This is a genomic window from Chryseobacterium sp. C3 (assembly GCF_014218905.1).
Lineage (GTDB): Bacteria > Bacteroidota > Bacteroidia > Flavobacteriales > Weeksellaceae > Chryseobacterium > Chryseobacterium mucoviscidosis.
The window spans coordinates 301,859-328,274 of record NZ_JACLCU010000002.1; the positions used below are offsets into that span (position 1 = coordinate 301,859).

Genomic DNA, 26,416 nt, shown 5'->3' on the forward strand with positions numbered 1-26,416 from the left:
TTCTACCAAATCGTTAAAAATAGAAATATGAAAGGCAGGTTATTCTACTTTTTGCCCATAATTTTTGTGATTTTCAGTTGTGAAGATAAAAAAGTACAGCAAAATCATCCCATTGATCTTTTCGCCAACGAAATAAAAGAAGGAAAAGCTTATATCATGAAACCGCAGGAATGCTTTGATGAAAGTGATATGGTGGTTTCTTCATCAAATATTAAACTCATAGATCAGTCTCAAGGGCGTGGAAAATCTATATTTATTTACAGAGTTAATAATGGCAAGGTAGAGAAAACGACTAGAGATTCTATTGTGGATTTTCCGTTCAGTTTTCTGTCTAATCAACAGTTGATGTTCAGAAAAGACACTGCTTCCTATATTTATCTCAAAAAACTGGAAGGTTACCGCTTCATCGCAAAAGAAAAACATTTAAAATACCAGTGGCTGAAAGCGGCTCCTGTATATTCCGTTCAAAAAGAAAATTAAATTATCTTTGTATTTAATAAACAGATGCTTCGACAAGCTCAGCATGACATTTCTAATACTAGTCGTTTTATTAAAAGTGAATTTTTAGCGTTGTCATGCTGAGCTTATCGAAGCATAAATATGCAGACAGACAAACCTTTGGAAAAAACAAAACAATCAGACTTCAGACACATCGGCAATAAACTTCTTAACTGGTATAAGACAAATGCCCGCGATTTACCTTTCAGACAGACCAGAGATCCTTACAAAATATGGATTTGTGAGATCGTTTTTCAGCAGACCAGAATTGCTCAGGGATTAGGACATTACAATAATTTTGTTCAGCGTTTTCCGGATGTAAAAACCCTTGCCGAAGCAGACGAAAACGAAGTTTTACTGTATTGGAAAGGATTAGGCTATTATTCCAGAGCGATAAATGTTCATAAGGCAGCGCAACAGATCATGAACGATTATAATGGCGTTTTTCCTCATGAATACGATGAAATCTTAAAGTTAAAAGGAGTCGGAAAATATACAGCCGCTGCAGTTTCCAGTATTTGTTTTGAGGGTAAAATTCCGGCTGTGGACGGAAACTTTTATCGTGTACTGAGCCGTATTTTTGCAGATGATTTTGATATTTCAAGTTCAAAAGCTTTCAATTATTTTTCTGAACTCGCTCATTTAATTTTACCTGAAAATGTCGGCGATTTCAATCAGGCGATGATGGATTTAGGTTCCGAAATCTGTAAACCTAAAAATCCTCTTTGCAGAGAATGTCCTTTACATGAAAACTGTCTGGCTTTTTCCCTGAATAAAGTTTCTGAATTTCCGGTAAAAACAAAAAAAGTAAAAGCCGCTGATTTGGAACTGAAATATTATTTCGTTCACAGAAATGGTCAGTTTTTAATCCAACAGAGAAAAGATGATTTCATCTGGAAAAAGTTATTTGAATTTCCGCCTGAAATTTCCGATGATTTAATTCCATTTATCAAAAGTGTAAAAAATGTAAGCCATAAACTCACGCACAAAAATTTAAGCATTGAGATTTTTAATGTTGAAGTAGAATCAGAAGAAATATGGCAGAATTTCATCACTCAAAATAATTACATCGTAACCGATGTTGAAGGCTCTCACGAAAAATCCTTCCCAAAACCGTTGGAGAATTATATTCAAAATTATGAAACGGCATACAGAATTTGGTAATGTCATTGCGAGGAGCGAAGCGAGCCTGTGCTGAGCGCGTCGAAGTAAAGCAATCTCAAAAAATATAAAATTTTTATGATTAGATGTTTATCATTTGCTGAGTGAAACGCCGTTGCGAACGAAAAAATATTCACAATAATATTCAAAAAAAGAATTGCGCTCTTTGTGTTAAATAGATTCTTCACTTCGCTCCGCTCCGATCAGAATGACAAATGCTGCATAATGTACAACAAGCCATTATCTTTGTTGTCTTCGTTAAGTGAAACGCCTCTGCGAACTTAAAAACGAAAAGCTGTTAAAAAAAAGCTTCGTGTACTTTGCGTTAAAATTAAGTCCATGATTAAAATGGGTATCCCATTTAGTTTTAAAAGAAAAAACTTCGCGTTCTTCGTGTTCAAAAACAAATCATCCAAATCAAAATTCAACCTCAATCTCAAAACCCATTGAAATCCCGAAATTTGTCTTCCGAAATCTGAAATCTAATTTGTACTTTTGCAAAATGTTTAAAAATGCCATTTTTATTTTTGCAGCCTTACTTTTGGTATCTTGCGGAAAAGATCCGGTTCCGAAGCCTTACGGAGAACTTCGACTGGAATATCCCGCACCGAAATATCAGAAATTCGAAAACAACTGTAATTATACATTTGAATATTCAGATTTTGCAAATATTACCGACGCAAAAAAGCCTTGTTGGTACTATCTGAACTATCCGAAAATGAAAGCTAAAGTTTTTGTAACGTATTACCCGATACAGAATGATTTTGCAGCCCATATTCAGGAAGCGGAAAAAATGGTTTATGAACATACCATTAAAGCAAGTGCAATCGACACAAAATCTTTCGAATATCCTGAAAAAAAGGTATACGGAAATTTTTATGAACTCAAAGGACAGAGCGCTTCCAATCTTCAGTTTTACATTACAGACAGTACCAAACATTTTGTGACTGCCTATTTATACTTTAACACAAGACCGAAACCGGATTCTTTGGCTCCAGCGGTAGATTATATCAAAAGAGATATGAAACACCTGCTGGACACATTTGAATGGAAAAAATAATTTACTTTTAAAATACTTTGAAAAAAATATGAAACTTTTAGTTGTAGGAAGTGTTGCGTTCGACGCAATTGAGACGCCATTTGGAAAAACAGATAAAATTTTAGGAGGTGCAGCCACGTACATCGGGATCACTTCATCCATTTTGGGCGTTAAGTCCGGAATCGTTTCTGTGGTAGGAGGAGATTTTCCGCAGGAGTATCTTGATATGTTCACAAACAGAGACGTTAATATAGAAGGAATTGAAATCGTAAAAGAAGGGAAAACATTCTTCTGGGCAGGAAAATACCACAACGACCTGAATACAAGAGATACTCTGGCAACTGAAGTAAACGTTCTTGAAAACTTTGATCCTAAAATTCCGGATTCTATGCAGGATGCAGAGATCTTATTATTAGGAAATCTTCACCCGGGAGTACAGCTTTCCGTACTTGAAAAAATGAACAACCGTCCGAAGCTTGTTATTCTTGATACCATGAATTTCTGGATGGATACAGCTTTGGAAATACTAATGCAGATGATTGCCAAAACAGACGTGATTTCAATCAACGATGAAGAAGCAAGACAGCTTTCAGGAGAATATTCTTTGGTAAAAGCAGCTAAAAAGATCCACGAAATGGGACCGAAGTTCGTTATCATTAAAAAAGGAGAACACGGAGCTTTGCTTTTCCACGATCATAAAGTATTTGCTATTCCGGCTTTGCCACTGGAAGAAGTTTTCGATCCTACCGGAGCGGGAGATACTTTCGCAGGAGGTTTTGCAGCCTATTTAGCGAAAAAAGGAACATTCGATTTCGAAACCATGAAGTCTGCATTAATCGTAGGTTCGGCAATGGCTTCTTTCACAGTTGAGAAATTCGGGACAGAAAGAATTCAGGAAGTAACCGAATCGGATGTGTTCGGAAGACTGAAGCAATTTAAAGAATTAACGACTTTCGACGTAGAAGTACAATAAATACCTCTTTTTAAGAAATATTTATAATAAAAAATTTAGTGTAATTCATTAAGAATTCTAAATTTGCAACTTGTTTAAAATAGTAAAATGATAAATAAACTTAAGATCACTTTTCTTTTTGGAATTTTCATCATGTTGTTTGGTGCAAATATGATGAACGCTCAGTTAAAACAGGGAGATTTAGTGGACGGAATTGCTGCTGTTATCGGTGATGAAATTGTATTGGAATCTGACGTTAACGAGCAGATGAATTATGCAAAACAGCAGGGAGCTTCCAATATAGATAAGTGTGAGTTTTTGGAAAACTTACTGAATAATAAGCTTTTGGTATACGAAGCGAAAAAAGATACCCTGATTGATAACCGTTCTGCCGCAATTAAAGAACAGGCAAATGCAAAATATCAGCAGTTGCTTTCTCAGTTTCCTGACGAAAAAACAATGTTGGCTGCCTATAAATTCAGAAATGGGTATGAAATGAAAAATGCGATCGAAAAAATCGATACAGACCAATATTACGGACAGGCTAAAATTCAGAGAATTACAGACAAAGCAGACGTAACGCCAAACGAGGTAACCGACTTCTATAATTTGTATAAAAGTCAGCTTCCTGAGATCAAAGATGAGGTTTCACTATCTCAGATTATGATGTATCCTAAGCTTACCGAAGCTCATAAAGATGAACTCATCAATAAGCTTAAAAAGATCAAAAAAGATATTGAAGGAGGAGAATCTTTCGAAAGTCAGGCAAGGATTTTCTCTGAAGATAAAGGAACCGCTTCCAACGGAGGTTTAATGAAAAACATTTCCAAAGGACAGATGGTAAAACCTTTTGAAGCAGCCGCTTTAAATCTTCAGGAAGGAGAAATTTCAGAACCTGTAGAAACAGAATTTGGATATCACTTGATTCAGCTTATTAAAAAATCAGGTAAAATCTACGAGGCAAGACACATCCTTTTAATGGCTGTTCCTACGGATGACGAAATTAAAACAGCAAAAGCTAAGTTAGACAGCATCAGGGGTTTAATTGTCAGCGGAAAAATGACATTCAAAGATGCTACCTTCAAATTCTCAGACGATAAAAGAACGAAATTCAATGCAGGAGTTATTCCGGGAGCAGACGGATCTAATAAAATCGAAAGAGAAACAGTTCCGGGAACAATCAGCTATGAATTAGCAGGTTTAAACAAAGGAGACATTACGAACGCTTTCGATGATATGGATGAAAGAGAAAGAAAAGTGGTAAAAATCGTAAAAGTAGAAGATGTAATTCCTGCTCACCAGATTGTTCTGGAAACAGATTACGACAGAGTAAAGCAGATGGCGCTGAACAAAAAGCGAAATGAAATGATCGAAAAATTTGTTAATTCAAAACTTCCGACAACATTCATCTCCATCGACGGGCGTTACGATTCTTGTAATTTTAAAGCCAACTGGAAAAGAGATTCAATTAAAAAATAATCATCAAAACCTTCAGAACTTCTGAAGGTTTTTTTATATCCAAAATCTTCTGAAAACCGCTATTTTTATTATTTTTACAGCATGAGCAGTTTCATAGATTTTAATTCAGCAAAAAAGCTTCACCAGATGAATTCACAACAAAATAAGATTACACAACTCTTTAATATACAATATCCTATCATTCAGGCAGGCATGATCTGGCATTCCGGATGGAAGCTGGCTTCTGCCGTTTCCAATTGCGGCGGTCTCGGATTAATCGGTGCAGGAAGCATGTACCCCGATATTTTAAGGGAAAATATCCAAAAATGTAAACAGGCTACAGACAAACCTTTCGGGGTAAATGTTCCGATGTTGTATCCTAATCTGGATGAAGTAATTCAGATTATTCTGGAAGAAGGAGTGAAAATTGTTTTTACTTCTGCCGGAAACCCCAAAACATATACCGAAACTTTGCAGAAAGAAGGTCTGAAGGTTGCACACGTCGTTTCTTCAACAAAATTTGCCATGAAATGCGAAGAGGCAGGAGTAGATGCCGTAGTTGCAGAAGGATTTGAAGCAGGAGGTCACAACGGAAGAGACGAAACCACTACATTCTGCCTGATCCCGAATGTAAGAAAACATATTTCCAAGCCGCTGATTGCAGCAGGAGGAATTGCTTTAGGTTCTCAAATGAAAGCAGCCATGATTTTAGGCGCAGACGGCGTTCAGATCGGTTCCCGATTTGCAGCTACTGTAGAGGCAAGCGCTCATGAAAACTGGAAAAATAAAATTACAGAACTTCAGGAAGGAGATACCCATCTTACCCTTAAAGAACTGGCGCCTGTAAGAATGGTTAAAAATAAGTTCTTTAATGAACTGGAGGAGATCTACAACGTCGGAAGAAACAAAGAGTCTCTAATCGCTTCTTTAGGACGTGCAAGAGCCAAAAAAGGAATGTTTGAAGGTGATATGGAAGAAGGCGAACTCGAAATCGGGCAGGTTTCTGCTTTAATTGATGAAGTTCTTCCCGTAGAAACTGTTTTTCAGAATTTACTGAAAGAATTTAACGAAACCAATATGCCAAGTTTATAAAATTAATCTGAAAGTTGATGGAAGGAAGAATTATTAATGTCAATGGAAAAAAACTTTATACAGAATATCAAAAAATTTTTGAAAATAAACCAACCATCGTCTTTTTGCACGATTCCTTAGGCTGCACTCAGCTTTGGAGAGACTTTCCGGCAAGACTGGCTTTGCAGACACAATGTAATGTGTTGGTCTACGATCGTTTAGGCTACGGAAAATCTTTTCCTATGCTTACCTATGAAAGAGAAAACAATTATATGGAGCAGGAAGCCGATCTCCTGAATGATCTGTTAAAAGAACTGAATATAAATGATATAATCCTTTTCGGACACAGCGACGGCGGAACAATTGCCCTGATTTTCGCCGCCAGATATCCTGAAAAAGTTACTGCCACTCTGTGTGAAGCCGGACATATTTTCGTAGAAGATATAACAGTAAACGGTGTAAAAAATGCTTTTGAAGCTTATAAAACCACCAATCTTCCGGAACGTCTCGCAAAATATCACGGTGATAAAGTTGAAATGATGGTAAAAGCATGGACGGAAATCTGGTTAAGCGACAGATTCAAAAGCTGGAATATTGAATACCTCCTGAAAGATATAAATTCGCCATTATTATTTATTCAGGGAGAAAATGACGAATACGGAACACTGGATCAGGTTGAAAAAACAATTTCTCAGGTAAGCGGAACCGCAGAAAAATTCATCATCCCTAACATCGGACATACCCCACATAAAGAAATCCCCGATACAGTTCTGCAAAAATCCGCAGAATTTATCACCTCAATTATCAACGCATAATACTGAAAAATAGTTGGTAAAATTTAAGCAGCATTACATTCCCCTCCTCTGGAGGGGTGGCGAAAATTCAAAGAATTTTTGACGGGGTGGTTAATAAATACAATATCAAAGCCCATCAATTTCCATCTGAATATTCGCTCTCGCAACATCCTCATACTTTTCTTTAAAAATCGGGGTTTTAAAAATATCTTTCTGCTCCAGAAAATGTTTTAAAACCTTTTTTCTTCCCGGCTTATAAAGCAAATCGGGATAGATGGAATATTCCTTCCGGATTTTTTTCGTGTAATCAAAATATACTTCAGAATCTTTTCCGAGAATCGAAAGATCGGCATCCAGAAGATAATTGGTATCGCTGTCTTCAGACAAATGATGCGATTTGGTGGCAATAATCTGCTCCGAAATTTTTTGAATGAAATAATAGTCTACATTAAGTTTTTTCAGTCTTACCGCAGCAAATTCAGCACTTTTTTCTTCGTTTGATTTTGATGAAGCATCATAAATAACATCATGGTAAAAAACAGAAAATGAGAGAACAGAAAAATTTTCAATTTCATCTTTTACAGCATCCAATTCAGAAAACATATTTCCCAGATGCTCAAGATTATGATAATGTCTCCCTTTTTCAGTATATTTCTTTTCAATTTCAGACCACAGATCTCCAATAAGATTTTGATCTTGGGTGTATAAAAGACAATTTTGCAGAAATCTTTCTTTCAGGTTCATTTTCAAAAATTTTTAGATAAAAAAAAGGAACTTTTTAAAAAGTTCCCTGATTTGCTTCCAGATTTGCTTTCAGCTCAGCCCAGCCTCCGCCGTTGTAGCCGTCTTTCAAACCTTGAGAGGTAAGATATTCCAAAGCCTTTCCGCTTCTGTTTCCGCTTCTGCAGAACAAAATCACCGGCTTCTCAATAGACAGAATTTCTTCTTGTCTGTCTTCCACTTCTCCCAAAGGAATATTTTTAGCATCCTCAATGTTTCCGTCCATTTCAAGTTCCATAGGTTCACGAACGTCGATTAATGCATAATTTCCTGATTTTATAACTTCTGATAAAGACATAATTTGTTTTATTAGATTAAACTTATAACGAAAATACGTAAAATTTTACTGAAAAATTACAATTTTACAGCTTTTTCTAAAACAGCGTATATCCAAAGATCACAGAAGAAGTCTGATATTTTGAAGTCCAGTTTAAATAGTTTTGCATCAGATTTCTATTGGTGGATGTTCTAAACTCAACCTGAAATTTATTGTTATAATTATATCCTACGCCGAAAGCAAAATTATTTCCAGAAGATATTTCCAGAGTACTGTAATCATATCGAATGTTTGATTTCATCTCTATATCAATAATATATGCGGCATTGATGAAGATTTTCGATTTATCATTTAAAAAGAAATAATGTCTTACTCCCAAAGGAATTTCAATTGATTTGTAGTCTACACTTCTGATCGATTTGGCTTCAAAAGGCTGTCCCTGATAAATGGTAGACTCTTTTTCTGTTTTGTAATACTGATAAGTAGGTTCTGCAAAAAGTGCCCATTTATTCTTATTAAATGGAAGGATAAACTCTGCTTCAACACCAATTCTGAAAGATACTTTATTACCAAACTTACTGTTTTCGCTCGTAGGATAATAATCATTCGTCATTTCAAAAGACGAAAAATTAATTCCCGGTCTTACTGTAAGATTAAAAAGATCCCTCTTTTCATAATTTTTATCGTAATTTACCGCAGAACCGTCAGAACATTCGTTATATTTCAAAAAAATCTTCGTCAGGTCTTTAGATTTGTAATTCAGTCTATTAATTTCCGTAAGATCTATACCACATTTAAGATTGTCAAGAATCTGCTTTTTATATTCTTCATTGTAACCAATTGATGAGCTTTCTATATAATATGGCTTATAAACAAGCTGCTTTACTTCAGAATCATTTACAGAGAAAAAAAATCTTTCAAGATCATCATGTTCATAGTAGAATAAATCAGCTTTTCCATCTATAATATATTTTAAGAAAACAGTTTTTTCGGTAAAATTGGGCTTTTTTTCGTAAGACATTTCCTGAAGCTGATCCGAAGAAAGATCAATCATCACGCTTTTTCTTATATATTTTTGCTCATTATCAACTCCAAACTCCTGAATATTTTTAATGGTTTCTTTTTTTATTAAAGAAGATTCATCAGTCTTGTATTCAAATTCTGTTGGATTGCTTTTCCAGTCCAGATTTTTGATCAGAACTTCGCTTCTTTGTCCTGAATTATTAACGAAATAACCTTTTTCAAATTTGATTTGTGCGTTAAAAAACGCTGCTGAAATAAGTCCTACGAATAGGAAGATTTTTTTCATGAGTTATTATTTTTTCTCGATTATAGGGTCTGAATTTTTCAAACGCGCAAAATTATAAAATAATCTTAATTTTGCAAGGGGAAATCATGACTTCAAACGCAGAAAAATATACACAGCTTATAAAATCCAAGGCAAAAAGTTTTGGATTTCAGAATTGTGGGATCTCAAAAGCAGACTTTCTTGAGGAAGATGCAAAACCACTCGAAAACTGGCTTAAAAATAACTTTCACGGCGAAATGAAGTACATGGAGAATCATTTTGATAAAAGACTGGATCCAAGATTATTGGTGGAAGGTTCCAAGTCTGTAATTTCCCTTTCTTACAATTATTTTCCCGAAGAAAAAATTTCCACTCTCGAAAACTTTAAAATTTCCAAATATGCTTATGCTGAAGATTACCATGAAGTCATCAAAGATATTCTGCGATCGATGGTTGCAGAGCTTCAGGAAGAGATCGGGGAATTCGGGTTTCGTGTTTTTGTAGATTCTGCGCCGGTTCTGGAAAGAAGCTGGGCGAGAAAATCAGGAATCGGCTGGGTAGGAAAAAATGCGAATTTAATTACCAGACAGAGCGGTTCGTTCTATTTTTTAGCAGAAATAATCTGCGATCTGGAACTTGTTGCAGATCATCCCGTAACCGACCATTGCGGAACGTGCCGGAAATGTATTGATGCGTGTCCTACCAATGCGATTGTTTCGGAAAAGCTCATCGATGGAAGCAAATGCATTTCCTACGCAACGATAGAGCTTAAAGATTCCATTCCGGATTATTTTCAGGACAAGATGGACGACTGGATGTTTGGCTGTGATGTTTGTCAGGACGTCTGTCCGTGGAACCGTTTTTCGTCACCTCATAAGCAAACCAAATTCAAACCAAATGAAGCGCTGAAAAATTTTAAAAAAGGAGAATGGAAGGAACTGACGCAGGAGCTGTTTTCCGAAATTTTCCGCAAATCGCCTGTGAAGAGAACAAAATTTGCCGGATTGAAAAGAAATATAGAGTTTCTGGAGAAATCTTCACAAAATAAGTGAAATCATTTTGGCGGATAAACCCTTATCTGGAATTTTTGAAGTTCCAGAGTAAGAAGGTTGAACGCCCATTCCTTAAATGGATTGTTTAAGGAGGGAAAGATGGCAGATAAGAATTTTAAAAAATTTTCAGACTAAAAAATGTATTCTGAAAATAAAATGGTTAAAAATCAGCGTTTTTTCTGTATTCTTTTTGGAGCTACTTTTACTCTTACTTTAAATCTTTTGTTGGATTTCATGTTTTTGTGCATATTTTTGAATATTTGGTACTTAAATTTAGCGAAAATTCCGATTGAAACAAATACTTTTGCGAAAAATTATTAATTAAATTTTATTAACTTTAAAAAACCATGAACGTGAAAAAGATGTTACTTCTCATTATAAAAGCCATAGGAATTATTGTAGGAATTGTTGTTCTGTATGTCGCCTTAGGCTACTTTTTACCATTTATTGAAGTTTCAGCGAAGGACGACGGACAGAAGAAAGAAATTCCTGTTTATATTTATACCAACGGTGTTCATACGGATATTGTAATGCCTGTAAAAAATGATGTACAGGACTGGAGTACAAAAATTCCGTTCAGCAATACAAAATCCAAAAGTACAGATTACAATTATGTAGGAGTAGGATGGGGAGATAAAGGATTCTATCTCGACACTCCGACTTGGGCAGATCTTAAGTTTTCGACGGCTTTTAAAGCAGCTTTCTGGCTTAGTGAATCAGCAATGCACTGTACTTTCTATAAAACCATGAAGGAAGGCGACGACTGTAAAAAAATTATGGTCAGCAAGGATCAGTATAAAAAACTGGTGGATTTTGTAGATGCTAAATTTGATAAAGACCAAAACGGAAACTACAATCTTGTTCCTACAAATGCTGTTTATGGTAATGATGATGCGTTCTATGATGCACAGGGAAAATACAGCTTCCTGAATACCTGCAATACCTGGGCAAATGATGCTTTGAAAGCTGCGGATCAGAAAGCGGCATTCTGGACTCCTTCAGATTACGGTATATTTTTACATTACAAATAGTTTTTCTCGTGAACTTTTTAAGGTTAATCATTGTATTTCTGCTTTTCCTTTCGTGTAAACAGGAAGCTAAAACGATCATCGAACCTAGAGAATCAGTTGTTTCGAAAGAAGAGAAAAAGCCCGAAATTGATTTAATTAAAACAAAATCTAAAGCCGAAGAAGCTTTGATATTCTGTAAGTCCAGGCAGTTTAATACAGATTTTTGCATTCTGATTGATATGAGTCTACATTCCGGAGTGAAAAGACTGGTGGTTTGGGATTTTAAAACCAATTCTGCTTCAAAAAAATATCTTGTTGGTCACGGTTGCGGAAATAATCAGTGGAGTAGTGACGAATCTAAAGACCATCCGAAATTCAGCAATGAAGACGGAAGTCATCTTTCATCACTCGGCAAATACAAAATTCAGGGGAGAGGTTACAGCGACTGGGGAATTCATGTAAAATATCTGATGCACGGTCTGGAAAAAACCAACAGCAATGCGCTGCAACGATTCATTGTTTTTCATTCCTGGAATCTGATGAGCGATGAAGAAATCTTCCCGAAAGGTTCGCCTGAAGGTTGGGGTTGTCCTACCATCTCCATTAATGCGATGAAAGAAATAGATCCTATGCTTCAGAAGTCTAAAAAGCCTGTTCTGATGTGGATTTATGATTAAAAATTTTGACTTATCCCCTTAACTAATAAAGGCTTCGACAGGCTCAGCCTGACAATGTAAAAATATTGCGGTTAGTATTCGAGATGTCACCCTGAGCTTGTCGAAGGGACACAACTAAAACACCGCCTTCTAATTGTTGTTATTCAATATTGATTAAAGGAATAAGTCAATGAAAATTTTTAAATACAATCTCTTTACAATTAGAAAAATTAGTCTGATTTTTGTAGTGAAAACAGGGTTAACAAATCATTATGTCTAAAAAAGAAAAAGTAAATATTTTCTGGTTCAGAAGAGATATCAGACTGGAAGATAATACAGGATTATTTCATGCACTTGAAGCAGGTTTAAAAGTAGTTCCGGTTTTTATTTTTGATAAGGAAATTCTAAATAAACTTGAAAATAAATCTGACAGAAGAGTAGATTATTTTTATCAGGCTCTGGAAGAAATTCATACTGAGCTTAAAAAACATAAAAGCGGACTGACTGTTTTTCATGATAAGCCTGTTGAAGCTTTCAAAAAATTAATTAAAGATTTTGAAATCGATACTGTGTTTTGCAACAGGGATTATGAACCGCAGGCAATAAAAAGAGACGAAGAAATACAGGATCTGTTCAAAAAAAGCAATATAGATTTTCAGGATTTTAAAGATCAGGTTATTTTCGAAAAGGATGATGTGGTAAAAAATGACGGAAAACCTTACACTGTTTATACCCCGTATTCAAGAAAATGGAAAGAAAATTTCAAATCTGTCACTTTCAAAAAAATGGAGGTCGATTTTTCAAAATTTCATCAATATTCATCTTCAAAATTTTTAACGCTTAAAGATTTAGGCTTTGAAAAAACAGATCTGGAATTTAAAAAGCCTTCACTGGAGAAAAAGATTATTGATGATTACGATCAGTACAGGGATTTTCCTGCACTGGATCATACAACCCGTTTAGGAATTGCGCTTCGTTTCGGAACTATCTCCGTAAGAAAATGCGTGGAATTTGCACAGAAGCACAATGAAGTCTGGCTGAATGAACTGATCTGGAGAGAGTTTTTTATGCAGATTTTGTATCATTTCCCGAAAGTGGTGAACCAGTCTTTTAAAGAAAAATACGATAAGATCGAATGGAGAAATGATGAAAAAGAATTTAAAAAATGGTGCGAAGGAAAAACCGGCTATCCTATTGTAGATGCAGGAATGAGGCAGCTTAACGAAACCGGCTTTATGCACAACAGGGTAAGAATGGTTGTTGCGAGTTTCCTTACCAAACATCTTTTAATCGACTGGAGATGGGGTGAAGCCTATTTTGCAGAAAAACTTCTGGACTACGAGTTGTCCTCCAACAACGGAAACTGGCAATGGGCTGCAGGATGCGGCTGCGATGCGGCGCCTTATTTCAGGGTTTTCAATCCTTCGGAACAGACTAAAAAATTCGATAAAGATTTAAAGTACATCAAAACATGGCTTTCCGAAAAAGATATGAACGCAGAACCGATTGTGGAGCATACTTTTGCGAGAAAAAGAGCTTTGGATGTGTACGGAAAAGCGGTGAAAGAGTAGAACCGGAAGCTAATTGAAGGTTATTTTTGTATGCCAATTTTCTTCAATGCAGCACTGTTCAGATAGATTTCATTAAAAGAAGTAAGAGATTCAATGTCTTTGAAGTTTTGGAATGTCTTTTCAGTTTTATTGAACGAAAGTTCGATTGAAGTATTGTAAGAAGCAACGATTCTCACCACAGAATATCCGTTGTAAGCAATTTTAAATCCTTCGAAAAGGCATTTTTTTTCGGCTTTCTGATAGATTTTATATTCTTCGAAGGCCTTGCTTTCTTCGTCGTTTCTCTTTCTGGAATTGTGCTCGAGAGATTTCCAGGATTCGTAGTTCTTGGGTTCTTTCAGGATTTCACCTGAAGAATCTACGGGAACAAACATTCCCAAAGTAAGCTCCTTTTTCAAAAGATTGGCATAATTGTTCATGAGTTTAAGCGTCTGAAGGTCTGCATATCCTTCATGGGAATAATACTCGATGACAAAATCTGTCATAGGAATCAGTTTATGAGAAGCATTCGTCATATTTGTGATTTTTTGAGCAACTAAGTTTTTTAAATTTCGAGGTGCGAAGATAAATAAATTGTTAAAAAGAGGAAAACTAATTTTGTTTTAATTACCAAAAGAACTTTCGGTCTTCAATTTCCTCAGTTACAGAAAAATAAAAACCGGAAAGACTATTTTATGTTAATTTTTCCGGTTGATGTATTTTGATGATTAATCTTTAGAGAATATTACATTTCTTTTTGCAGAATCTCCACAATACGATCTATAACTTCCTGTTTTTTAGTTTTTTTATTATAAGGTGCTTTCGGCTCAGAAACAATGCTTTCTCTGTTCTTATCAAAAAGTGCATACAGATCCAGATCCGGATGTTTTTCTAAGTACCAAACCAGAAAATTGAGTGGGATTGCATTTTTTCCTGCAAAATAAAGCTGGATCGCCTGTGGAGTCATGCCGTATTCGTCTGCGAGTTCTCTCAAAGTTTCTCCTTTTGATTTGCTGTACTCGCGTAACTTCTCGTGAATTTTCATATTGAATAATTTCTTCTTTTTAATTTTAATTAATAAATAATTGTTAAAATTTCAATTAATTATTGTTTTTAAATATATATTTGTATATTTGTTTCATAATTCTCCCAAAGAGAGAAACACAAAATTACGAAAAAAGGTTAAACAAAATATTTATTTGTATGAGCAAATTGATATATCCCTATCAGAACAGTATTAATGAAACATTTGATTTTATTAATCGATGGCTTCCAAAGCGCTACACAGGTTCTGTAAATATTTTACTGAAGAAATCTAAAGATCCCGATTACATAAGAAAAGTTAAGAACAGGAAGTTACAAGACGAAGCTGTTATTGATGCACTGTACAAAGTTTCTTTGTTCAATAAGATACAGGTAGAGACTGAGACATAAGTTTAAATTCTGAAAACACAATTATTTGATGAAAAAATATATTTAGCTCTTTAATGGGCTGTTCCACAAAAAAACACACATTTACCATGGAAAATTTCGAAACACAGGAAATCATTGTTACAGAATGCTTTAAATGCGGCAGAAGATTTGAAAATTATTTCAATGCTTCACCCTGCTGTACATCTATTGTTGTAAAAGTAAATGAAAAGGGGAATCCTACAACCATTACTTTTTTAAGTTCACTATCAAAACCTCGCTACGAATTGTTTGAAGAATTTTCAGAACACGAAGATCGTGATATTATGAAGGAGTCTGAAAATAATGATGTTTTAGTACAATAATAACACTCATCGGTTTTTGAATTTACCCGAACCTAACTTTAATATAAGAAAAGTTTTTTTAGATTTTAATAAAAAGAGTTTGTCCTGAGATTGGGGCAGGCTCTTTTGTTGTTTAGGGTTGAAGGTTATTATTTGACTTTGAATTGATTATTGTAAAATTACTTTGATATTTATAAAACAATAAAAAGGTTATTAATATATTTGAAAAAACTTAATAAAATGAAATATCAAAGACCAGGTATTCCAAATGAGGTTAAAAGAGAAGTTAGACAAAGATGTGGTTTTGGTTGTGTAGTTTGTGGTTGCCCTATTTATGAATATGAACATATGAAAGAATATGCCATCGTCAAAAGACATATTTCTGAAGAAATTACTTTATTATGTCCAATGCATCATAGTTTGAAAACTAGAAAGCTACTTTCTCCATTAGTTATTGAAGAAAATAATAAAGATCCTTATAATCGAAGAAATAGTTATACAAAACCAGAATTTTTAAATTATTTTGGAAATAGTGCTATAATTTTAATTGGCGGATCTACGTTTGAAATTATAGATGAAGGTCATGGAATTTTTAATATTCCATTAAAGGTTTTGGGTCAGCCTATTATTAAAGTTTCATTGAATAATAATGAGTTTTTTTTAGATATATTATTATGTGATGAAAATGATAATGTTTTATTAAAAGTTGAAAATAATAATGTTATTTATAATATCGACGTTTGGGATATTGAGTACACTGCAAACCGTTTAATTATTAGACAAGCATCTGGAAAAATTTTTATTGATATTGTTTTTGAAGTACCTAATAAAATTTATTTTAAAAGAGGCGAGTTTTTTTATAAAGGAAATAATTTTAAGCTTAAGGAAAATCAATTGTTAATTAACAGTAAAATTTTTCGAAATCCAATTTTATTTTCGGGTAATTATTTTCATAATTGTACTGGTGGAATAGATATTCAATAATTATAGTTTTTTTTACCCTATAAAAGACTATTTTTTAAGTATCAAAAGTTTATTATTTTAATAGTTTAAATTCAAATATACAATAAACAACCCTAAAAATTAAAAACCTCTGAAAATCAAATGATTTTAGAGGTTTTTTGTACCCAGGACCGAACTACCGTATATTTTTAGTTAATTTTAATGTTCTTAAACTATCTAAATATCAGTATATTTGAATAGTGTAGAATTTTGAAATAGAATTTTGTCTGATTTTTCATTCATTTAATTTTAAAATAAACCACCTTTTTAGCCACCCTTTAATTTATTTAATTTAGGTTTAATTGAAATGAAAGTAAGTTTTGAATTGAAGAAAAGAGAAAATTAATGCAAATGGATTAATACCTATCCAGTTTGTTGTTAGAGCTGAAGGAGAGAGAATAAGAAAAAATGTAGGCGTTTCAGTACTAGAAAAACATTGGAGTGGTTCCAGAGTTAAACCGAACGCTAAAAAAGAGCCAAGTAATAATTATCAATTTTTGAATGATAAACTTCAGAAAGCTGAAGAGAAAATCAATGATATCTTTTTCTTTTTCCGGGCAAATAAGCTCAAGTTCTCCAAAGAACTATTCCTGAAGAAATATGATAGTGAAGAAGAAATCAAAACCGCTCATTTTGATTTCTTTGATTGTTTTAAAGAATTTATTGAAAGCGGCAAACTTTCAAAAGCCTACAATACAACAAAAGCTCAGAATACGGTTAAAAACTTTCTTGAAGAATTTCAAAATGACAAGAATTTCAAAATTGAATTCGACAGTATTGACGACTATTTTTTTGAAGAATTATCGAAGTATTATTTTTTTGAAAAGGAGATTAAAAATAACTACTTCGCTAAAATTATTGCTGTAATTAAAACAATGCTTCGATGGAGTATCAAAAAAGGCTATAACGAAAACCGCAAATTCGAAGATTTCAAAGCTTCAGAACATGATATCGATATCGTTTATCTTACTTTTGATGAGCTGATGGTTCTTTATAATAAAGAATTTGAAAGCGAAAGATTGAGTCATGTAAGGGATTTTTATTGTATGGGATGCTTTACAGGATTAAGATTTTCTGATCTTTCAAAGCTTCACCTGGCAAATATTTCTGAAGAACACATTATACTATCAATCCAAAAAACGAAAACTCAAAATCATGCTATTAAGTTAAACAAATACGCAAAAGAAATTTTGAATAAGTATAAAGGCACTATTTACGAGCCATTACCTCATATTTCATCCCAAAAATTCAATGAATACATAAAAGAATGTTGTGAGAAAGCAGAACTTACGCAACCTTTCACAATACATTGGTTTGTAGGCAATCAAAAAAAATCTTTGACAAAGCCAAAATGTAAATTTATTACAAGCCATACAGCCAGGAAAACATTTATCACAAATTCTCTTCTCTTAGGAATGGAACCGAAGGCAATTAAGAAAATAGCGAATATTAAAAAAGATGCTGTTTTGGATAAATATATGAAGGTTACAGAGGCATTTACAGACGATCAAATGGATAAAGCTTGGAAATGAATCATGAGGACAAACATATCAAATTTTAAGAATTTAAAGAGATCTGACTTTAAAAATCTATTAGATTTTACAGATAAAAATTTCAAAGGAGCATATAAAGAATTAATTGAAATAAAAATCAATGACAAAACTGATGTTTCAAAACTGAAGGAAAAACTTAATAAATTAAGACTACTAGAATCATTTTATTTATTGAATTTATGTTTACCATTAAAAGAATACGAAAATATTGATTTTCTGATTTCATTATTTTTTACTGACGAATATGAAAACTTTAGTGACAAAATATCATGTGATTTCAAATTAAAATTTGATCTATTGAAAAAAGATATTCTTAGAGAATCAAGGCAAAAGAACCCTCTATTTAAAAAAGAGATCGTATTTAAAATGTTCATTTCTGAAAATCTGAGGAATATTGAAGCACTCCACCGAATATTACTTAATATTCAATTATCAAATACAGAATTAAAAAAAGAATATAAACTTTTATATGAACTCTATATAAATATAAATAAAGCCATTAATGCTAAGATTCCAAACTTTGAAGTAAATATTGAAAAGTTTAAAATCAAATATAAAGCAGAAGTTGAATTAGAAATTTTTACCAGATTTTGGGAAAAAACTTTCCCTCAATTGTATGAAAATAAATACAATGAAAGAGGATTGCCATTGATTTTAGCACAGTTAATATTTAGAGATTATTTATTTAATAAAAGAGATACTTTAGTAATTGATGTTATCGCAACTAATAATTATATTGAAGTTTTTAGGGGGCTTGATGAGATAAATAAAAATTGGAAACATGAGATTTGCCTATATTTATATGAGCTCTGTGAAATGGATTTTATTAGAACGAAATCTAAAGATGATGTGATTTATTTTCTAAGTGTCATTTTCAATAGTTTTAGTGGGTTTTCATTTTCTTCAATTGAATTAAGGATCTTAAACTATAGATATGATTACGAAAAAACATGGGAAAATTTTATAAAAAATTACATAAAGGTATTATAAAATTTTAAAAATCAGATTGTTATACGCTGATTGAATTACCCCAAAACATTCTCTACATTTTAACTGAATTTTACATCATTAATTTAAAATTCAAATTAAAATGGCAATACAACTTTATTCCTATTCTAAAAATGATTTAGAAAAAGCTGTAGAGATTATTCTCTCTAAAGCAGACAATTTCATTATTCCTGGAAAAAAATCAGAAGAACAGCCGGAAGATCTTATTTCTCAAACTGAAGCTTCAAAATTCTTGCATGTTTCTTTGCCAACAATTATAGACTGGAGAAAGAATAAAGATCTTCCTTACTATAATTTCAGTGGGAGATTTTACTATTCGAAAAAAGAACTCCTGGAATACGGTAGAAGGGACCGTAAATAGTCAGAATTGTGATGAATGAATTACATAAACTGATTAAACAGCTAGATTCTTTACCTAATAATACAGCGAGGAAAGAATTTTTGAATTCTATTCAAAGAAATCCAGAACTATCAAGACACCATCTCCGGAGATTAGCTTGTAATATTCTGGTTCAGGACAATTTCGTAGACAAATATTACAGAGAAAATTTTAGTGAAATGTTAAAGAAATTATTTTCAAAAACAATTTCAATTTTTCGAAGGATTTTTAAAGCGTTAATGAGAAGTTAAAAATGACACATATGGTTTCCGATCAAACTAGAAAAATTGTTAAGAAAAGCTATGATGACATTGAGAAAGCTGAATTTATAAGGATAGGCAACCAATTTGCTGATGACTTTTTGTTTCAGGATAATAAAGCAACGGATATACCCATAAATGCGTTAAGAATTATTTTCAATATAATCTCAATTCTTAGAAATGATCAGTTTATGCCTGAAAAGCAGGTGAGACAACTTACTCTTTTTGATGAAGAGTTCGAAACTGAAAATAATGTTTTTATCTCTATGAAAATCAGAAATAAAAAGATTTCAGAAAAAAGATCCAGTAAACAGATTGTTGAAGCATATGAATATCTTACAAAGTTCAGAATGGGTTGGTACATATCGAAAAATATAGCAGGTAAGGATATTAAAACCTTTGGAGGACTGATCTCTCTACCGACCTATGAAGAAAGAGGATACACATCTTTTTTAATAAGTAGTTTTTGGCTTAAAAAATTAATTGTCCTAACAGAATATAATCATATAATGTATGAATTGGTTTATAAAATCAGAAATAACAAACACATTTTGTTTGCAATATGGTTATCGAAAGTCCCTGAGAATGGTACGACTCTGAAACTTTCGACTTTTAATCAGAAGTTTAATCTTAATTATAAAAATTCAAATGATTTCTGTATTAAGTTTTTGAAGCCAATTAGGTTAAACCTTAATAAATTAAATCATTTATCATTCAATTACAAATATGAGAATGAAGCCATTTCAATTATTCCATATTTAAATAAAAATATTGAAGAAGGACTTTTAACAGAGAAAGCTAATGATATTAGACTAATAAATCAAAGATTGAGATACTTTAGAAGGAGATACTGTTTAGAAAACATTGATTCAACCAGGTTTGTATATAGCTATTCTAATATTTTAAAAATAAGAATTGAGATTGATAAAGCTTACTTAAGATTTATTGAAAATAATAGAGGTAAAGGAAACACTTCTAATAGCATTAAAGGCATTCACTTTCTTCAGGAATTACAGAAATTTCTTATTGAAGTTTACAGGGAATCGGAAACCGGAAAAAGATTTCCAGATGCATATCCGGTTATATTATAAATTAAGTTTGCGGTATTCCACTCCTGTATTTGCGGTATTCCACTCTCTCTAATTGCGGTATTGCACTCTCTGAAGTTAAGAAAATGTTAAAAATTAGATTTTCTACAACTGTTTTTCGGTATTCCACTCTTTTTCAAATGAAATTTTCACTCAAAAATCATTAATGATGAAAATTTGAGCGAATAACCGTATTAATTGCGGTGTTCCACTCGGCTATAAATGATGTTTTTGCGGTATTCCACTCTTGTATTTGCGGTATTCCACTCCTGCTAATTGCGGTATTCCACTCCTGTCATTTTTAACTCAAACGACCACCTGCAAAGGGTTTGCGGGAATTACTAAAATATATATTAAAAGCATTTAAAAGTTTTCTTTTTTATTAAAAGGAATTTTTGCTAATCAAAATAAAAAAAATGAACTGTAAACAAGTCAATTCGGTACAATTGGAAGAAGTCCTCCTTTCTCTCGGACACCTTCCAAAAAAAGAAAATGAAAAAGAAGCTTGGTTTCTCAATCCTTTCGGAACCGAAACCGAAGCATCTTTTAAGCTAGATAAGCGCCAAAACATTTGGTATTTACATTCTGAAGGTGTTGGCGGAAATAACATCGATTTTTTAAAGAAATATTTTAATTATTCAATCAATGAAATTCTCTCCTGGGCATCTGAGAAAAGTTTTTCTTCTTTTCATCAGCAGGTGGAAATTGAGAAGCCAAATTACAGCATTACTGAAGTTGCGGAAATTCAAAATTGGAATCTGAAAAAATATTTATTTGACAGAGGTCTAACTCAAAGATCATTCAGATTTTTAAAAGAGATAAAATTTACGATTAATAACAAAAAATTGTATGCTGTTGGATTCGAAAATTTATCTGGAGGATGGGAACTTAGAAATTCATTTTACAAAGGTTCACTTTTGAAAAAGGATATTTCGATCATTAAAAATGATAGTAATAAAATTGTTGTTTTTGAAGGTTTTTTTGATGCACTTTCTTATATCGAATTTCAAGAAAAATTGAAAGAAGATATTCTAATTCTGAACTCAATTTCGATGTTAAACAAAGCCAAAAATTATCTTCAAAGCTATTCTGAAATATTACTTTTTCTCGACAATGATCCTGCCGGAAAAAAGACAAAAGATGAACTATTGTCTTCTTTTTCCAATGCAGTAGATTATAGTTTCATGTATAAAGATTACAAGGATTTTAATGAGTTTCTAGTGGCTGATAAGGGTGGATTTATCCAGCAAGACGAAACTGGGCAGAGCCACTGTTTCATCTTGCCCCTTCGGGGAAATAACTGACCGTCAATAAATTACAATATTTAATCTTTTTGAAACTATATATCGAGAATATATAAATCTCTTGAAGAGCTTTATTCATCGAAGTTATTACATATAAATCAATATAATGGAGTCTAATAAAAAGCCAAATACAACAATTGCTATTTCTCAACAAGACCTGAAAAGACTGGAGAGCTTTGTAAGAAAAAAAGGACTTTCGAAGAAAGAATTTATTACAGTTTCATTAGATTTTTTTGAGAGAACCGGACTTGATCCAGTTAAACACGAATCTCCAAAAACTGAACTTGAAAAAGTGATAAAAAGAATAGATCAGATTATCGCTTTTATAAAAACTCAGGAGAAAGAAACTATACGTCCAAGTTTTGAAGCAATCGTTTCGAGTGAGGAAAGAATTAAAAATGATCTTTCAAAAATTCTGAAAATTGAACATTTTAATGAGTTCATCAGAGGGTTTAATTCTTTTGCTATGGAAACAAAAAATTCTTTGAAATTATTAAATCAAAGCAATCACAATGAACATTAAAATTCAGGGTGGCGAAAGTGGTAAATATTCAAATTCCGGAAGTTCATCAAACCTGATTGATTATTTAGAACATGAAGACCTGGAGAGAATGAAGGAAGGGAAAGAAGTTGAACACTTTTTTTCTCATGACCAGGATAGAGTTCCTTCAGCGGAAGTTATTGAATCCCTTGACAACAATAAACAGAAGCTAACAAAAGAAGATGCAAAATTCTTTGTCATCACTGTGAGTCCTTCAGAAAAAGAATTACAGCAAATTGGTAAAACCTCCCAAGAAAGAAGCAACGCTCTGAAAGATTATGTAAGAAACGAAGTAATGCAGAAGTATGCTGAAAATTTTGGAAAAGGATTAAAGGCAAAAGATATCATGTATTATGCTAAGATTCATCATGAAAGAAACATGAAAAATAATATTGATATGCATGTTCATGTAGTTGTTAGCAGAAAATCTTTAGATAAAAGAATGAAGCTTTCTCCAATGACGAACCATAAAAACACAACAAAAGGACAGGTTAAAGGAGGTTTTGATCGTAAAAATTTCATTCAAAAATCCGAAGAAGCTTTTGATAAGAAATTTGCCTTTCAAAGAAACTATAAACAATCTTTTGAATATTGTAATGCGATTAAAAACGGTACAATCGAGGAAAGAAAAAGAGTAATAGAAACAGCAATAAAGCAGGAATCTGCAAAACGATATGAAATTAAAAAAACTGTCGAACAAAGTAAAAAAAATAACCAGGGCTTAACCCTATAAAAAATAACAAACATGGAAAAAGATCCAATTTTAATGATAAAATTTATCATTGTCGCAATGTCTCTATTTTTATTGTATATGCTGGGAGTGAAGATTATAGGTATTAATTCATTCTTCTACAATATATCTCAGCACGGATTTTCAATAGTGGTATCTCCTGAAGCAAGTTTCTTAGCAAGATTAAAATTTTTAGTAGTAGGAATTTGTTTCGGATATGTAGAGCTTTTATACATTCTGATTCAATTTTGGGTCATAAAATCTTTAATTCCGCCACTGAAAGCACCTTTTAATTTTTATAAAAAAGTAATTTTTTATCCGTTTGGGTTTATTAGTAAACAATTTACGGGCTTTTCATTTTTGAAAGATTCAAAGAAAAAAATTCAAGGATTGACTTTGCAAACCAAAAAAAGAACCGTTCAAATTCCTAATCCTTTCCGTGGAATTTTAGTAATAGGCGGTCCCGGAGCAGGAAAGTCTGAAAGTTTTGCAGTTCCCTTTATACGAGAGTTAGCACAAAAACAGTTTTCAGGTATCTGTTATGATTTTAAATATCCGGCACTGGCAAATGATATAGAACTTTTTTATTCAGATTCGGGTATTAAGCATTATGTTTTGAATTTTAATGATTCACTTAAAAGCCACAGATGTAATCCTTTAAATCCAAAATATTTACCTCATTCAGCCTATGCAAGGGAATATGCTTCTGCCATCACTAAAAATTTAATGAAAGAATCTATCAAGAAAGAGGATTTTTGGTCACGTTCTGCAACCGATCTTTTGACAGCCTGTATTTGGTTTCTGAAGAAAGAATATCCGGAATATTGTGATCTTCCGCACACTCTAGCATTGATTGCGACAAATCACACTGATTTAATTGCTTTACTGTCTTCAAATTCCGAAACCAAGGCAATGATATTGTCACTTGCTACTGCTTTAGAGACCGAAGCAAATTCACAATTAGCGGGAGTAGTTGGATCATTACAAGGTGCAGTAGCACAAATTAATACTCCGGAATTCATGTTTATTTTCGGAGGAGAGGATTTTGATTTGAATATTAACAATCCAGATAATCCGATTGTTTTAACAGTAGGCAATAATCCTTCCATTGCAACTACTTTAGCTCCTTTGTGTAGTTTGGTTATCTCAGTTGCTGCAAAACAATTGAATCAACCTCGTAAACACCATTCTTTCGTATTACTGGATGAATTTCCAACTGTTTTTATTAACGATATCCAAACTCTTCCAAATACGGGAAGAAGTAATAAAATCGCAAGTATGTTTTTCTGTCAGGATCTTTCACAGCTTACGGATGGTTACACGAAAGAAAAAGCAGATGTGTTATTTGCGAGTTGTCTGAATCATTTTTACGGTCAGGTTTCCAGTAGTCATACAGCAGATATTCTCAGTAAACAGTTTGGTAAAAAAGATCAATATTTTGAAAGTAACAATACTTCACGTCATTTTCTCAATCCATTTAAAAGAAACGTTGGTCAAAGTCGATCTGTACAGGAAAGAGACGTTTTCAGAAATTCAGTTTTTATGGAGCTTCCGGTTGGTGAATTCATTGGAAGAGTTGCCGAAAGTTCTGAAGCTTATATTCATGAGAAATTTTTACCTGTTAAAAGAAAGCAGTTAGGGTATCAGATAGACAGTCAGTTTAAAAACCAACCTGATTTCGTAATTACTGATTATTATGAAAAAGTTCGGGATGAAGTCAATGAAATTATTTCTCTTTTCAAGGGCGAAATTAATAAGAATGAAAGTAAGCAAGACCGATCCAGACAAATGAATCCGGCTCCCGATAATGCTTCTGAAGAATTTAGTGGAATCAACATAATTGAAGATGAAGAATCTAATTCATCAGCTGAGCTTGAAGAGAATGAAAGAAACTTTAAGTTTTCAAGTAGGAGTCTATAAATCAAACAATCATTAAATAATTATAAAAAACAAAAAAGTTATGAAAATACTACAGAGCAAAATTTCAGTTTGGGGCATTGTAACCCTATTAATTGTAATGATCTTTTTGATCTCAATTGCAATAACAAAAGATTCAGTTAAAACAACAGTAGAAAAGCCGAAAGTAGATTATAAAGAACTTGACAAGGCTTTATTTGTAACTACAGAAAATGATTGAAATCTTTTTTGACAAAAATCAAAAAATTTATTTAAAGAAATAATTTTATAAAAATTTTTAATATGGAAAATACATTCACAATGACCGAAAAACAAATCAATATTTGTAAAAATTCTCTTGAAGAGCTGAAAGTTTTACATCTTGAAAATCAACACTTTTACACTCCGGTAGATGTTTACTATAAGCCTTCAGGTGATCAATTTAAAAAGTGGGCTTTACTTAAATGTAATGAGCATGATTGTGAACCTTTTGAGCAGGATATAAAAGATGCAGTAATATTGAGACGTTCTAAAAAATGTCCAGAGTGTCTTTCTATCATTCAAAGTGGGAACAACCGTATTCCTGTTTCAGAACTAAACACTAGAATAAAAAGTTCTAAGAATTCTGTTATCCGGGACAAGCAAATTGTAATCAGATATGAAGATCATCTTCATAATGACAAAAACAGTATGGTTCTGGTGAAATGTAATTTGTTTGGTCATCATAAAAAGCCTTATCCGCAAACAGCAGTTTCAATAGGAAAAAATAATATTTGTCCGGAGTGCGCTAAGACGAGAGAATACAAAAAGAAAGCTGGAGAAAATCTTATTGAAAAAATAAATAATATTTTAATAGAAAAGAACAGCTCTTTTTCATTCTTCGGTTCTATAGATCGAAATGATAAAAGTATTATTTTCTATGAATTAATTTGCAAAAATTGTGGTTGTTCCGAATGGGAAAGGGAAAAGTACGTTTCATCAGTAAAGTGTAAAGTTTGTTATCCAAATGATACGATTGGTGAAAGTAGAGTCATAAAATATTTAAACTTTCTAAAATTGACTTTTAAAAAGCAAAAAAAATTCCCTGGAATGAAAAATGAAAAGGAACTAAAATGTGATTTTTTTATCCCAAAACTGAATTTAATAATTGAATTTGACGGACATCAGCATTATTATCCGATTGACTTTTTTAAAGGGTTTAAAAGCTTTAAAAAAACAATAAAATGCAAATAGATACGCTTTGAAAAATAGGATAAATATCTTGAGAATTCCTTTTTACGAATACGAGAATATTGAGAAATTGATAGATGATTCA

General features: G+C 32.7%; 29 protein-coding genes. 24 read left to right on the plus strand and 5 right to left on the minus strand.

The window, feature by feature from the left end; translation table 11 throughout:
• Window positions 1-27: 27 nt before the first annotated feature.
• The 7 genes from H6W53_RS05175 to H6W53_RS05205 all read left to right on the plus strand — a co-directional run bounded on the left by H6W53_RS05175 (window position 28) and on the right by H6W53_RS05205 (window position 6,994).
• Window positions 28-480, plus strand: a complete 453-nt coding sequence (locus H6W53_RS05175; protein ID WP_185205095.1) for a hypothetical protein — start codon at window positions 28-30, stop codon at window positions 478-480.
• Window positions 481-600: 120 nt separating this feature from the next.
• The gene (gene mutY / locus H6W53_RS05180; protein WP_185205096.1) at window positions 601-1,662 is read left to right on the plus strand and encodes an A/G-specific adenine glycosylase; all 1,062 of its coding nucleotides are present in this window, start codon (window positions 601-603) and stop codon (window positions 1,660-1,662) included.
• Between the two features lie 499 nt (window positions 1,663-2,161).
• Window positions 2,162-2,719 (plus strand): gliding motility lipoprotein GldD, encoded by a 558-nt coding sequence (gene gldD, locus H6W53_RS05185; RefSeq protein ID WP_087709026.1) that lies wholly within the window; start codon window positions 2,162-2,164, stop codon window positions 2,717-2,719.
• 28 nt (window positions 2,720-2,747) lie between these two features.
• Window positions 2,748-3,671 carry a PfkB family carbohydrate kinase gene (locus H6W53_RS05190; protein ID WP_087709373.1) on the plus strand — a complete coding sequence of 308 codons (924 nt, stop codon included), beginning with the start codon at window positions 2,748-2,750 and terminating at the stop codon, window positions 3,669-3,671.
• A gap of 87 nt (window positions 3,672-3,758) precedes the next feature.
• Window positions 3,759-5,129 (plus strand): peptidylprolyl isomerase, encoded by a 1,371-nt coding sequence (locus H6W53_RS05195; RefSeq protein WP_185205097.1) that lies wholly within the window; start codon window positions 3,759-3,761, stop codon window positions 5,127-5,129.
• Window positions 5,130-5,210: 81 nt separating this feature from the next.
• The gene (locus tag H6W53_RS05200) at window positions 5,211-6,200 is read left to right on the plus strand and encodes an NAD(P)H-dependent flavin oxidoreductase (protein ID WP_228457753.1); all 990 of its coding nucleotides are present in this window, start codon (window positions 5,211-5,213) and stop codon (window positions 6,198-6,200) included.
• A gap of 17 nt (window positions 6,201-6,217) precedes the next feature.
• Window positions 6,218-6,994, plus strand: a complete 777-nt coding sequence (locus H6W53_RS05205; protein ID WP_185205098.1) for an alpha/beta fold hydrolase — start codon at window positions 6,218-6,220, stop codon at window positions 6,992-6,994.
• Between the two features lie 105 nt (window positions 6,995-7,099).
• Here H6W53_RS05205 and H6W53_RS05210 read toward each other — a convergent pair whose 3' ends face one another.
• From H6W53_RS05210 to H6W53_RS05220, 3 genes are all read right to left on the minus strand, one after another.
• Window positions 7,100-7,717: a hypothetical protein gene (locus H6W53_RS05210; protein WP_185205099.1), complete on the minus strand. Its 618-nt coding sequence runs from the start codon at window positions 7,715-7,717 to the stop codon at window positions 7,100-7,102.
• Between the two features lie 34 nt (window positions 7,718-7,751).
• The gene (locus H6W53_RS05215; RefSeq protein ID WP_185205100.1) at window positions 7,752-8,051 is read right to left on the minus strand and encodes a rhodanese-like domain-containing protein; all 300 of its coding nucleotides are present in this window, start codon (window positions 8,049-8,051) and stop codon (window positions 7,752-7,754) included.
• A gap of 76 nt (window positions 8,052-8,127) precedes the next feature.
• Entirely contained in the window at window positions 8,128-9,339 is a 1,212-nt protein-coding gene (locus H6W53_RS05220; protein ID WP_185205101.1) for a tRNA modification GTPase, read from the minus strand.
• Between the two features lie 86 nt (window positions 9,340-9,425).
• On the opposite strand from H6W53_RS05220, the gene queG reads away from it, so the two are divergent.
• From queG to H6W53_RS05240, 4 genes are all read left to right on the plus strand, one after another.
• On the plus strand, window positions 9,426-10,370 hold the full coding sequence (gene queG / locus H6W53_RS05225; RefSeq protein WP_185205102.1) for a tRNA epoxyqueuosine(34) reductase QueG: 945 nt from the start codon (window positions 9,426-9,428) through the stop codon (window positions 10,368-10,370).
• 347 nt (window positions 10,371-10,717) lie between these two features.
• Window positions 10,718-11,401: a TIGR02117 family protein gene (locus H6W53_RS05230; protein ID WP_185205103.1), complete on the plus strand. Its 684-nt coding sequence runs from the start codon at window positions 10,718-10,720 to the stop codon at window positions 11,399-11,401.
• 8 nt (window positions 11,402-11,409) lie between these two features.
• On the plus strand, window positions 11,410-12,057 hold the full coding sequence (locus tag H6W53_RS05235; protein WP_185205104.1) for a murein L,D-transpeptidase catalytic domain-containing protein: 648 nt from the start codon (window positions 11,410-11,412) through the stop codon (window positions 12,055-12,057).
• 251 nt (window positions 12,058-12,308) lie between these two features.
• Window positions 12,309-13,607 (plus strand): cryptochrome/photolyase family protein, encoded by a 1,299-nt coding sequence (locus H6W53_RS05240; RefSeq protein WP_185205105.1) that lies wholly within the window; start codon window positions 12,309-12,311, stop codon window positions 13,605-13,607.
• 20 nt (window positions 13,608-13,627) lie between these two features.
• Here the strand turns inward: H6W53_RS05240 and H6W53_RS05245 are convergent, their stop codons facing one another.
• Both H6W53_RS05245 and H6W53_RS05250 read right to left on the minus strand, forming a co-directional pair.
• Complete coding sequence (locus H6W53_RS05245; RefSeq protein WP_185205106.1) at window positions 13,628-14,122, minus strand: hypothetical protein; 495 nt, start codon at window positions 14,120-14,122, stop codon at window positions 13,628-13,630.
• A gap of 209 nt (window positions 14,123-14,331) precedes the next feature.
• Window positions 14,332-14,631: a helix-turn-helix domain-containing protein gene (locus tag H6W53_RS05250; protein WP_116096268.1), complete on the minus strand. Its 300-nt coding sequence runs from the start codon at window positions 14,629-14,631 to the stop codon at window positions 14,332-14,334.
• 158 nt (window positions 14,632-14,789) lie between these two features.
• Between H6W53_RS05250 and H6W53_RS05255 the strand changes: the two genes are divergently transcribed.
• The 13 genes from H6W53_RS05255 to H6W53_RS05315 all read left to right on the plus strand — a co-directional run bounded on the left by H6W53_RS05255 (window position 14,790) and on the right by H6W53_RS05315 (window position 26,334).
• Window positions 14,790-15,020 carry a hypothetical protein gene (locus tag H6W53_RS05255; RefSeq protein WP_087711505.1) on the plus strand — a complete coding sequence of 77 codons (231 nt, stop codon included), beginning with the start codon at window positions 14,790-14,792 and terminating at the stop codon, window positions 15,018-15,020.
• A gap of 86 nt (window positions 15,021-15,106) precedes the next feature.
• Window positions 15,107-15,361, plus strand: coding sequence for a hypothetical protein (locus tag H6W53_RS05260; protein WP_116096272.1), 255 nt, complete (start codon window positions 15,107-15,109; stop codon window positions 15,359-15,361).
• A gap of 219 nt (window positions 15,362-15,580) precedes the next feature.
• The gene (locus H6W53_RS05265; RefSeq protein ID WP_185205107.1) at window positions 15,581-16,324 is read left to right on the plus strand and encodes a cell division protein; all 744 of its coding nucleotides are present in this window, start codon (window positions 15,581-15,583) and stop codon (window positions 16,322-16,324) included.
• A 359-nt stretch (window positions 16,325-16,683) separates the two neighbouring features.
• Window positions 16,684-17,874, plus strand: a complete 1,191-nt coding sequence (locus H6W53_RS21670; RefSeq protein WP_317169735.1) for a site-specific integrase — start codon at window positions 16,684-16,686, stop codon at window positions 17,872-17,874.
• 3 nt (window positions 17,875-17,877) lie between these two features.
• A complete protein-coding gene (locus H6W53_RS05275; protein ID WP_185205109.1) occupies window positions 17,878-18,885 on the plus strand; it encodes a hypothetical protein in 1,008 nt (335 codons plus the stop codon).
• A gap of 100 nt (window positions 18,886-18,985) precedes the next feature.
• Entirely contained in the window at window positions 18,986-19,264 is a 279-nt protein-coding gene (locus tag H6W53_RS05280; protein ID WP_185205110.1) for a helix-turn-helix domain-containing protein, read from the plus strand.
• A 280-nt stretch (window positions 19,265-19,544) separates the two neighbouring features.
• Window positions 19,545-20,633, plus strand: a complete 1,089-nt coding sequence (locus H6W53_RS05285; RefSeq protein ID WP_185205111.1) for a hypothetical protein — start codon at window positions 19,545-19,547, stop codon at window positions 20,631-20,633.
• 413 nt (window positions 20,634-21,046) lie between these two features.
• Window positions 21,047-21,934: a toprim domain-containing protein gene (locus H6W53_RS05290; RefSeq protein ID WP_185205112.1), complete on the plus strand. Its 888-nt coding sequence runs from the start codon at window positions 21,047-21,049 to the stop codon at window positions 21,932-21,934.
• A gap of 106 nt (window positions 21,935-22,040) precedes the next feature.
• On the plus strand, window positions 22,041-22,457 hold the full coding sequence (locus tag H6W53_RS05295; protein ID WP_185205113.1) for a BfmA/BtgA family mobilization protein: 417 nt from the start codon (window positions 22,041-22,043) through the stop codon (window positions 22,455-22,457).
• Window positions 22,447-23,208: a DUF5712 family protein gene (locus H6W53_RS05300; protein ID WP_185205114.1), complete on the plus strand. Its 762-nt coding sequence runs from the start codon at window positions 22,447-22,449 to the stop codon at window positions 23,206-23,208. The genes H6W53_RS05295 and H6W53_RS05300 overlap by 11 nt, the downstream gene beginning before the upstream one ends.
• A gap of 12 nt (window positions 23,209-23,220) precedes the next feature.
• Window positions 23,221-25,125 (plus strand): type IV secretory system conjugative DNA transfer family protein, encoded by a 1,905-nt coding sequence (locus H6W53_RS05305; RefSeq protein ID WP_185205115.1) that lies wholly within the window; start codon window positions 23,221-23,223, stop codon window positions 25,123-25,125.
• 40 nt (window positions 25,126-25,165) lie between these two features.
• Window positions 25,166-25,342, plus strand: coding sequence for a hypothetical protein (locus tag H6W53_RS05310; protein ID WP_185205116.1), 177 nt, complete (start codon window positions 25,166-25,168; stop codon window positions 25,340-25,342).
• A 62-nt stretch (window positions 25,343-25,404) separates the two neighbouring features.
• Window positions 25,405-26,334: a hypothetical protein gene (locus H6W53_RS05315; protein WP_185205117.1), complete on the plus strand. Its 930-nt coding sequence runs from the start codon at window positions 25,405-25,407 to the stop codon at window positions 26,332-26,334.
• Window positions 26,335-26,416 lie beyond the last annotated feature (82 nt).

Bases quoted from the DNA above. Each gene is read 5' to 3' on its own strand.
- H6W53_RS05240 (WP_185205105.1), top strand. From the start codon at position 12,309: ATGTCTAAAAAAGAAAAAGTAAATATTTTCTGGTTCAGAAGAGATATC.
- mutY (WP_185205096.1), top strand. From the start codon at position 601: ATGCAGACAGACAAACCTTTGGAAAAAACAAAACAATCAGACTTCAGA.
- H6W53_RS05215 (WP_185205100.1), bottom strand. From the start codon at position 8,051: ATGTCTTTATCAGAAGTTATAAAATCAGGAAATTATGCATTAATCGAC.
- H6W53_RS05315 (WP_185205117.1), top strand. From the start codon at position 25,405: ATGGAAAATACATTCACAATGACCGAAAAACAAATCAATATTTGTAAA.
- H6W53_RS05285 (WP_185205111.1), top strand. From the start codon at position 19,545: ATGGTTTCCGATCAAACTAGAAAAATTGTTAAGAAAAGCTATGATGAC.
- H6W53_RS05300 (WP_185205114.1), top strand. From the start codon at position 22,447: ATGAACATTAAAATTCAGGGTGGCGAAAGTGGTAAATATTCAAATTCC.
- queG (WP_185205102.1), top strand. From the start codon at position 9,426: ATGACTTCAAACGCAGAAAAATATACACAGCTTATAAAATCCAAGGCA.
- H6W53_RS05305 (WP_185205115.1), top strand. From the start codon at position 23,221: ATGGAAAAAGATCCAATTTTAATGATAAAATTTATCATTGTCGCAATG.
- H6W53_RS05190 (WP_087709373.1), top strand. From the start codon at position 2,748: ATGAAACTTTTAGTTGTAGGAAGTGTTGCGTTCGACGCAATTGAGACG.
- H6W53_RS05255 (WP_087711505.1), top strand. From the start codon at position 14,790: ATGAGCAAATTGATATATCCCTATCAGAACAGTATTAATGAAACATTT.
- H6W53_RS05295 (WP_185205113.1), top strand. From the start codon at position 22,041: ATGGAGTCTAATAAAAAGCCAAATACAACAATTGCTATTTCTCAACAA.
- H6W53_RS05310 (WP_185205116.1), top strand. From the start codon at position 25,166: ATGAAAATACTACAGAGCAAAATTTCAGTTTGGGGCATTGTAACCCTA.
- H6W53_RS05200 (WP_228457753.1), top strand. From the start codon at position 5,211: ATGAGCAGTTTCATAGATTTTAATTCAGCAAAAAAGCTTCACCAGATG.
- H6W53_RS05230 (WP_185205103.1), top strand. From the start codon at position 10,718: ATGAACGTGAAAAAGATGTTACTTCTCATTATAAAAGCCATAGGAATT.
- H6W53_RS05275 (WP_185205109.1), top strand. From the start codon at position 17,878: ATGAGGACAAACATATCAAATTTTAAGAATTTAAAGAGATCTGACTTT.
- H6W53_RS05175 (WP_185205095.1), top strand. From the start codon at position 28: ATGAAAGGCAGGTTATTCTACTTTTTGCCCATAATTTTTGTGATTTTC.
- H6W53_RS05280 (WP_185205110.1), top strand. From the start codon at position 18,986: ATGGCAATACAACTTTATTCCTATTCTAAAAATGATTTAGAAAAAGCT.
- H6W53_RS05220 (WP_185205101.1), bottom strand. From the start codon at position 9,339: ATGAAAAAAATCTTCCTATTCGTAGGACTTATTTCAGCAGCGTTTTTT.
- H6W53_RS05290 (WP_185205112.1), top strand. From the start codon at position 21,047: ATGAACTGTAAACAAGTCAATTCGGTACAATTGGAAGAAGTCCTCCTT.
- H6W53_RS05205 (WP_185205098.1), top strand. From the start codon at position 6,218: ATGGAAGGAAGAATTATTAATGTCAATGGAAAAAAACTTTATACAGAA.
- H6W53_RS05260 (WP_116096272.1), top strand. From the start codon at position 15,107: ATGGAAAATTTCGAAACACAGGAAATCATTGTTACAGAATGCTTTAAA.
- H6W53_RS05210 (WP_185205099.1), bottom strand. From the start codon at position 7,717: ATGAACCTGAAAGAAAGATTTCTGCAAAATTGTCTTTTATACACCCAA.
- H6W53_RS05245 (WP_185205106.1), bottom strand. From the start codon at position 14,122: ATGACGAATGCTTCTCATAAACTGATTCCTATGACAGATTTTGTCATC.
- gldD (WP_087709026.1), top strand. From the start codon at position 2,162: ATGTTTAAAAATGCCATTTTTATTTTTGCAGCCTTACTTTTGGTATCT.
- H6W53_RS05265 (WP_185205107.1), top strand. From the start codon at position 15,581: ATGAAATATCAAAGACCAGGTATTCCAAATGAGGTTAAAAGAGAAGTT.
- H6W53_RS05250 (WP_116096268.1), bottom strand. From the start codon at position 14,631: ATGAAAATTCACGAGAAGTTACGCGAGTACAGCAAATCAAAAGGAGAA.
- H6W53_RS05195 (WP_185205097.1), top strand. From the start codon at position 3,759: ATGATAAATAAACTTAAGATCACTTTTCTTTTTGGAATTTTCATCATG.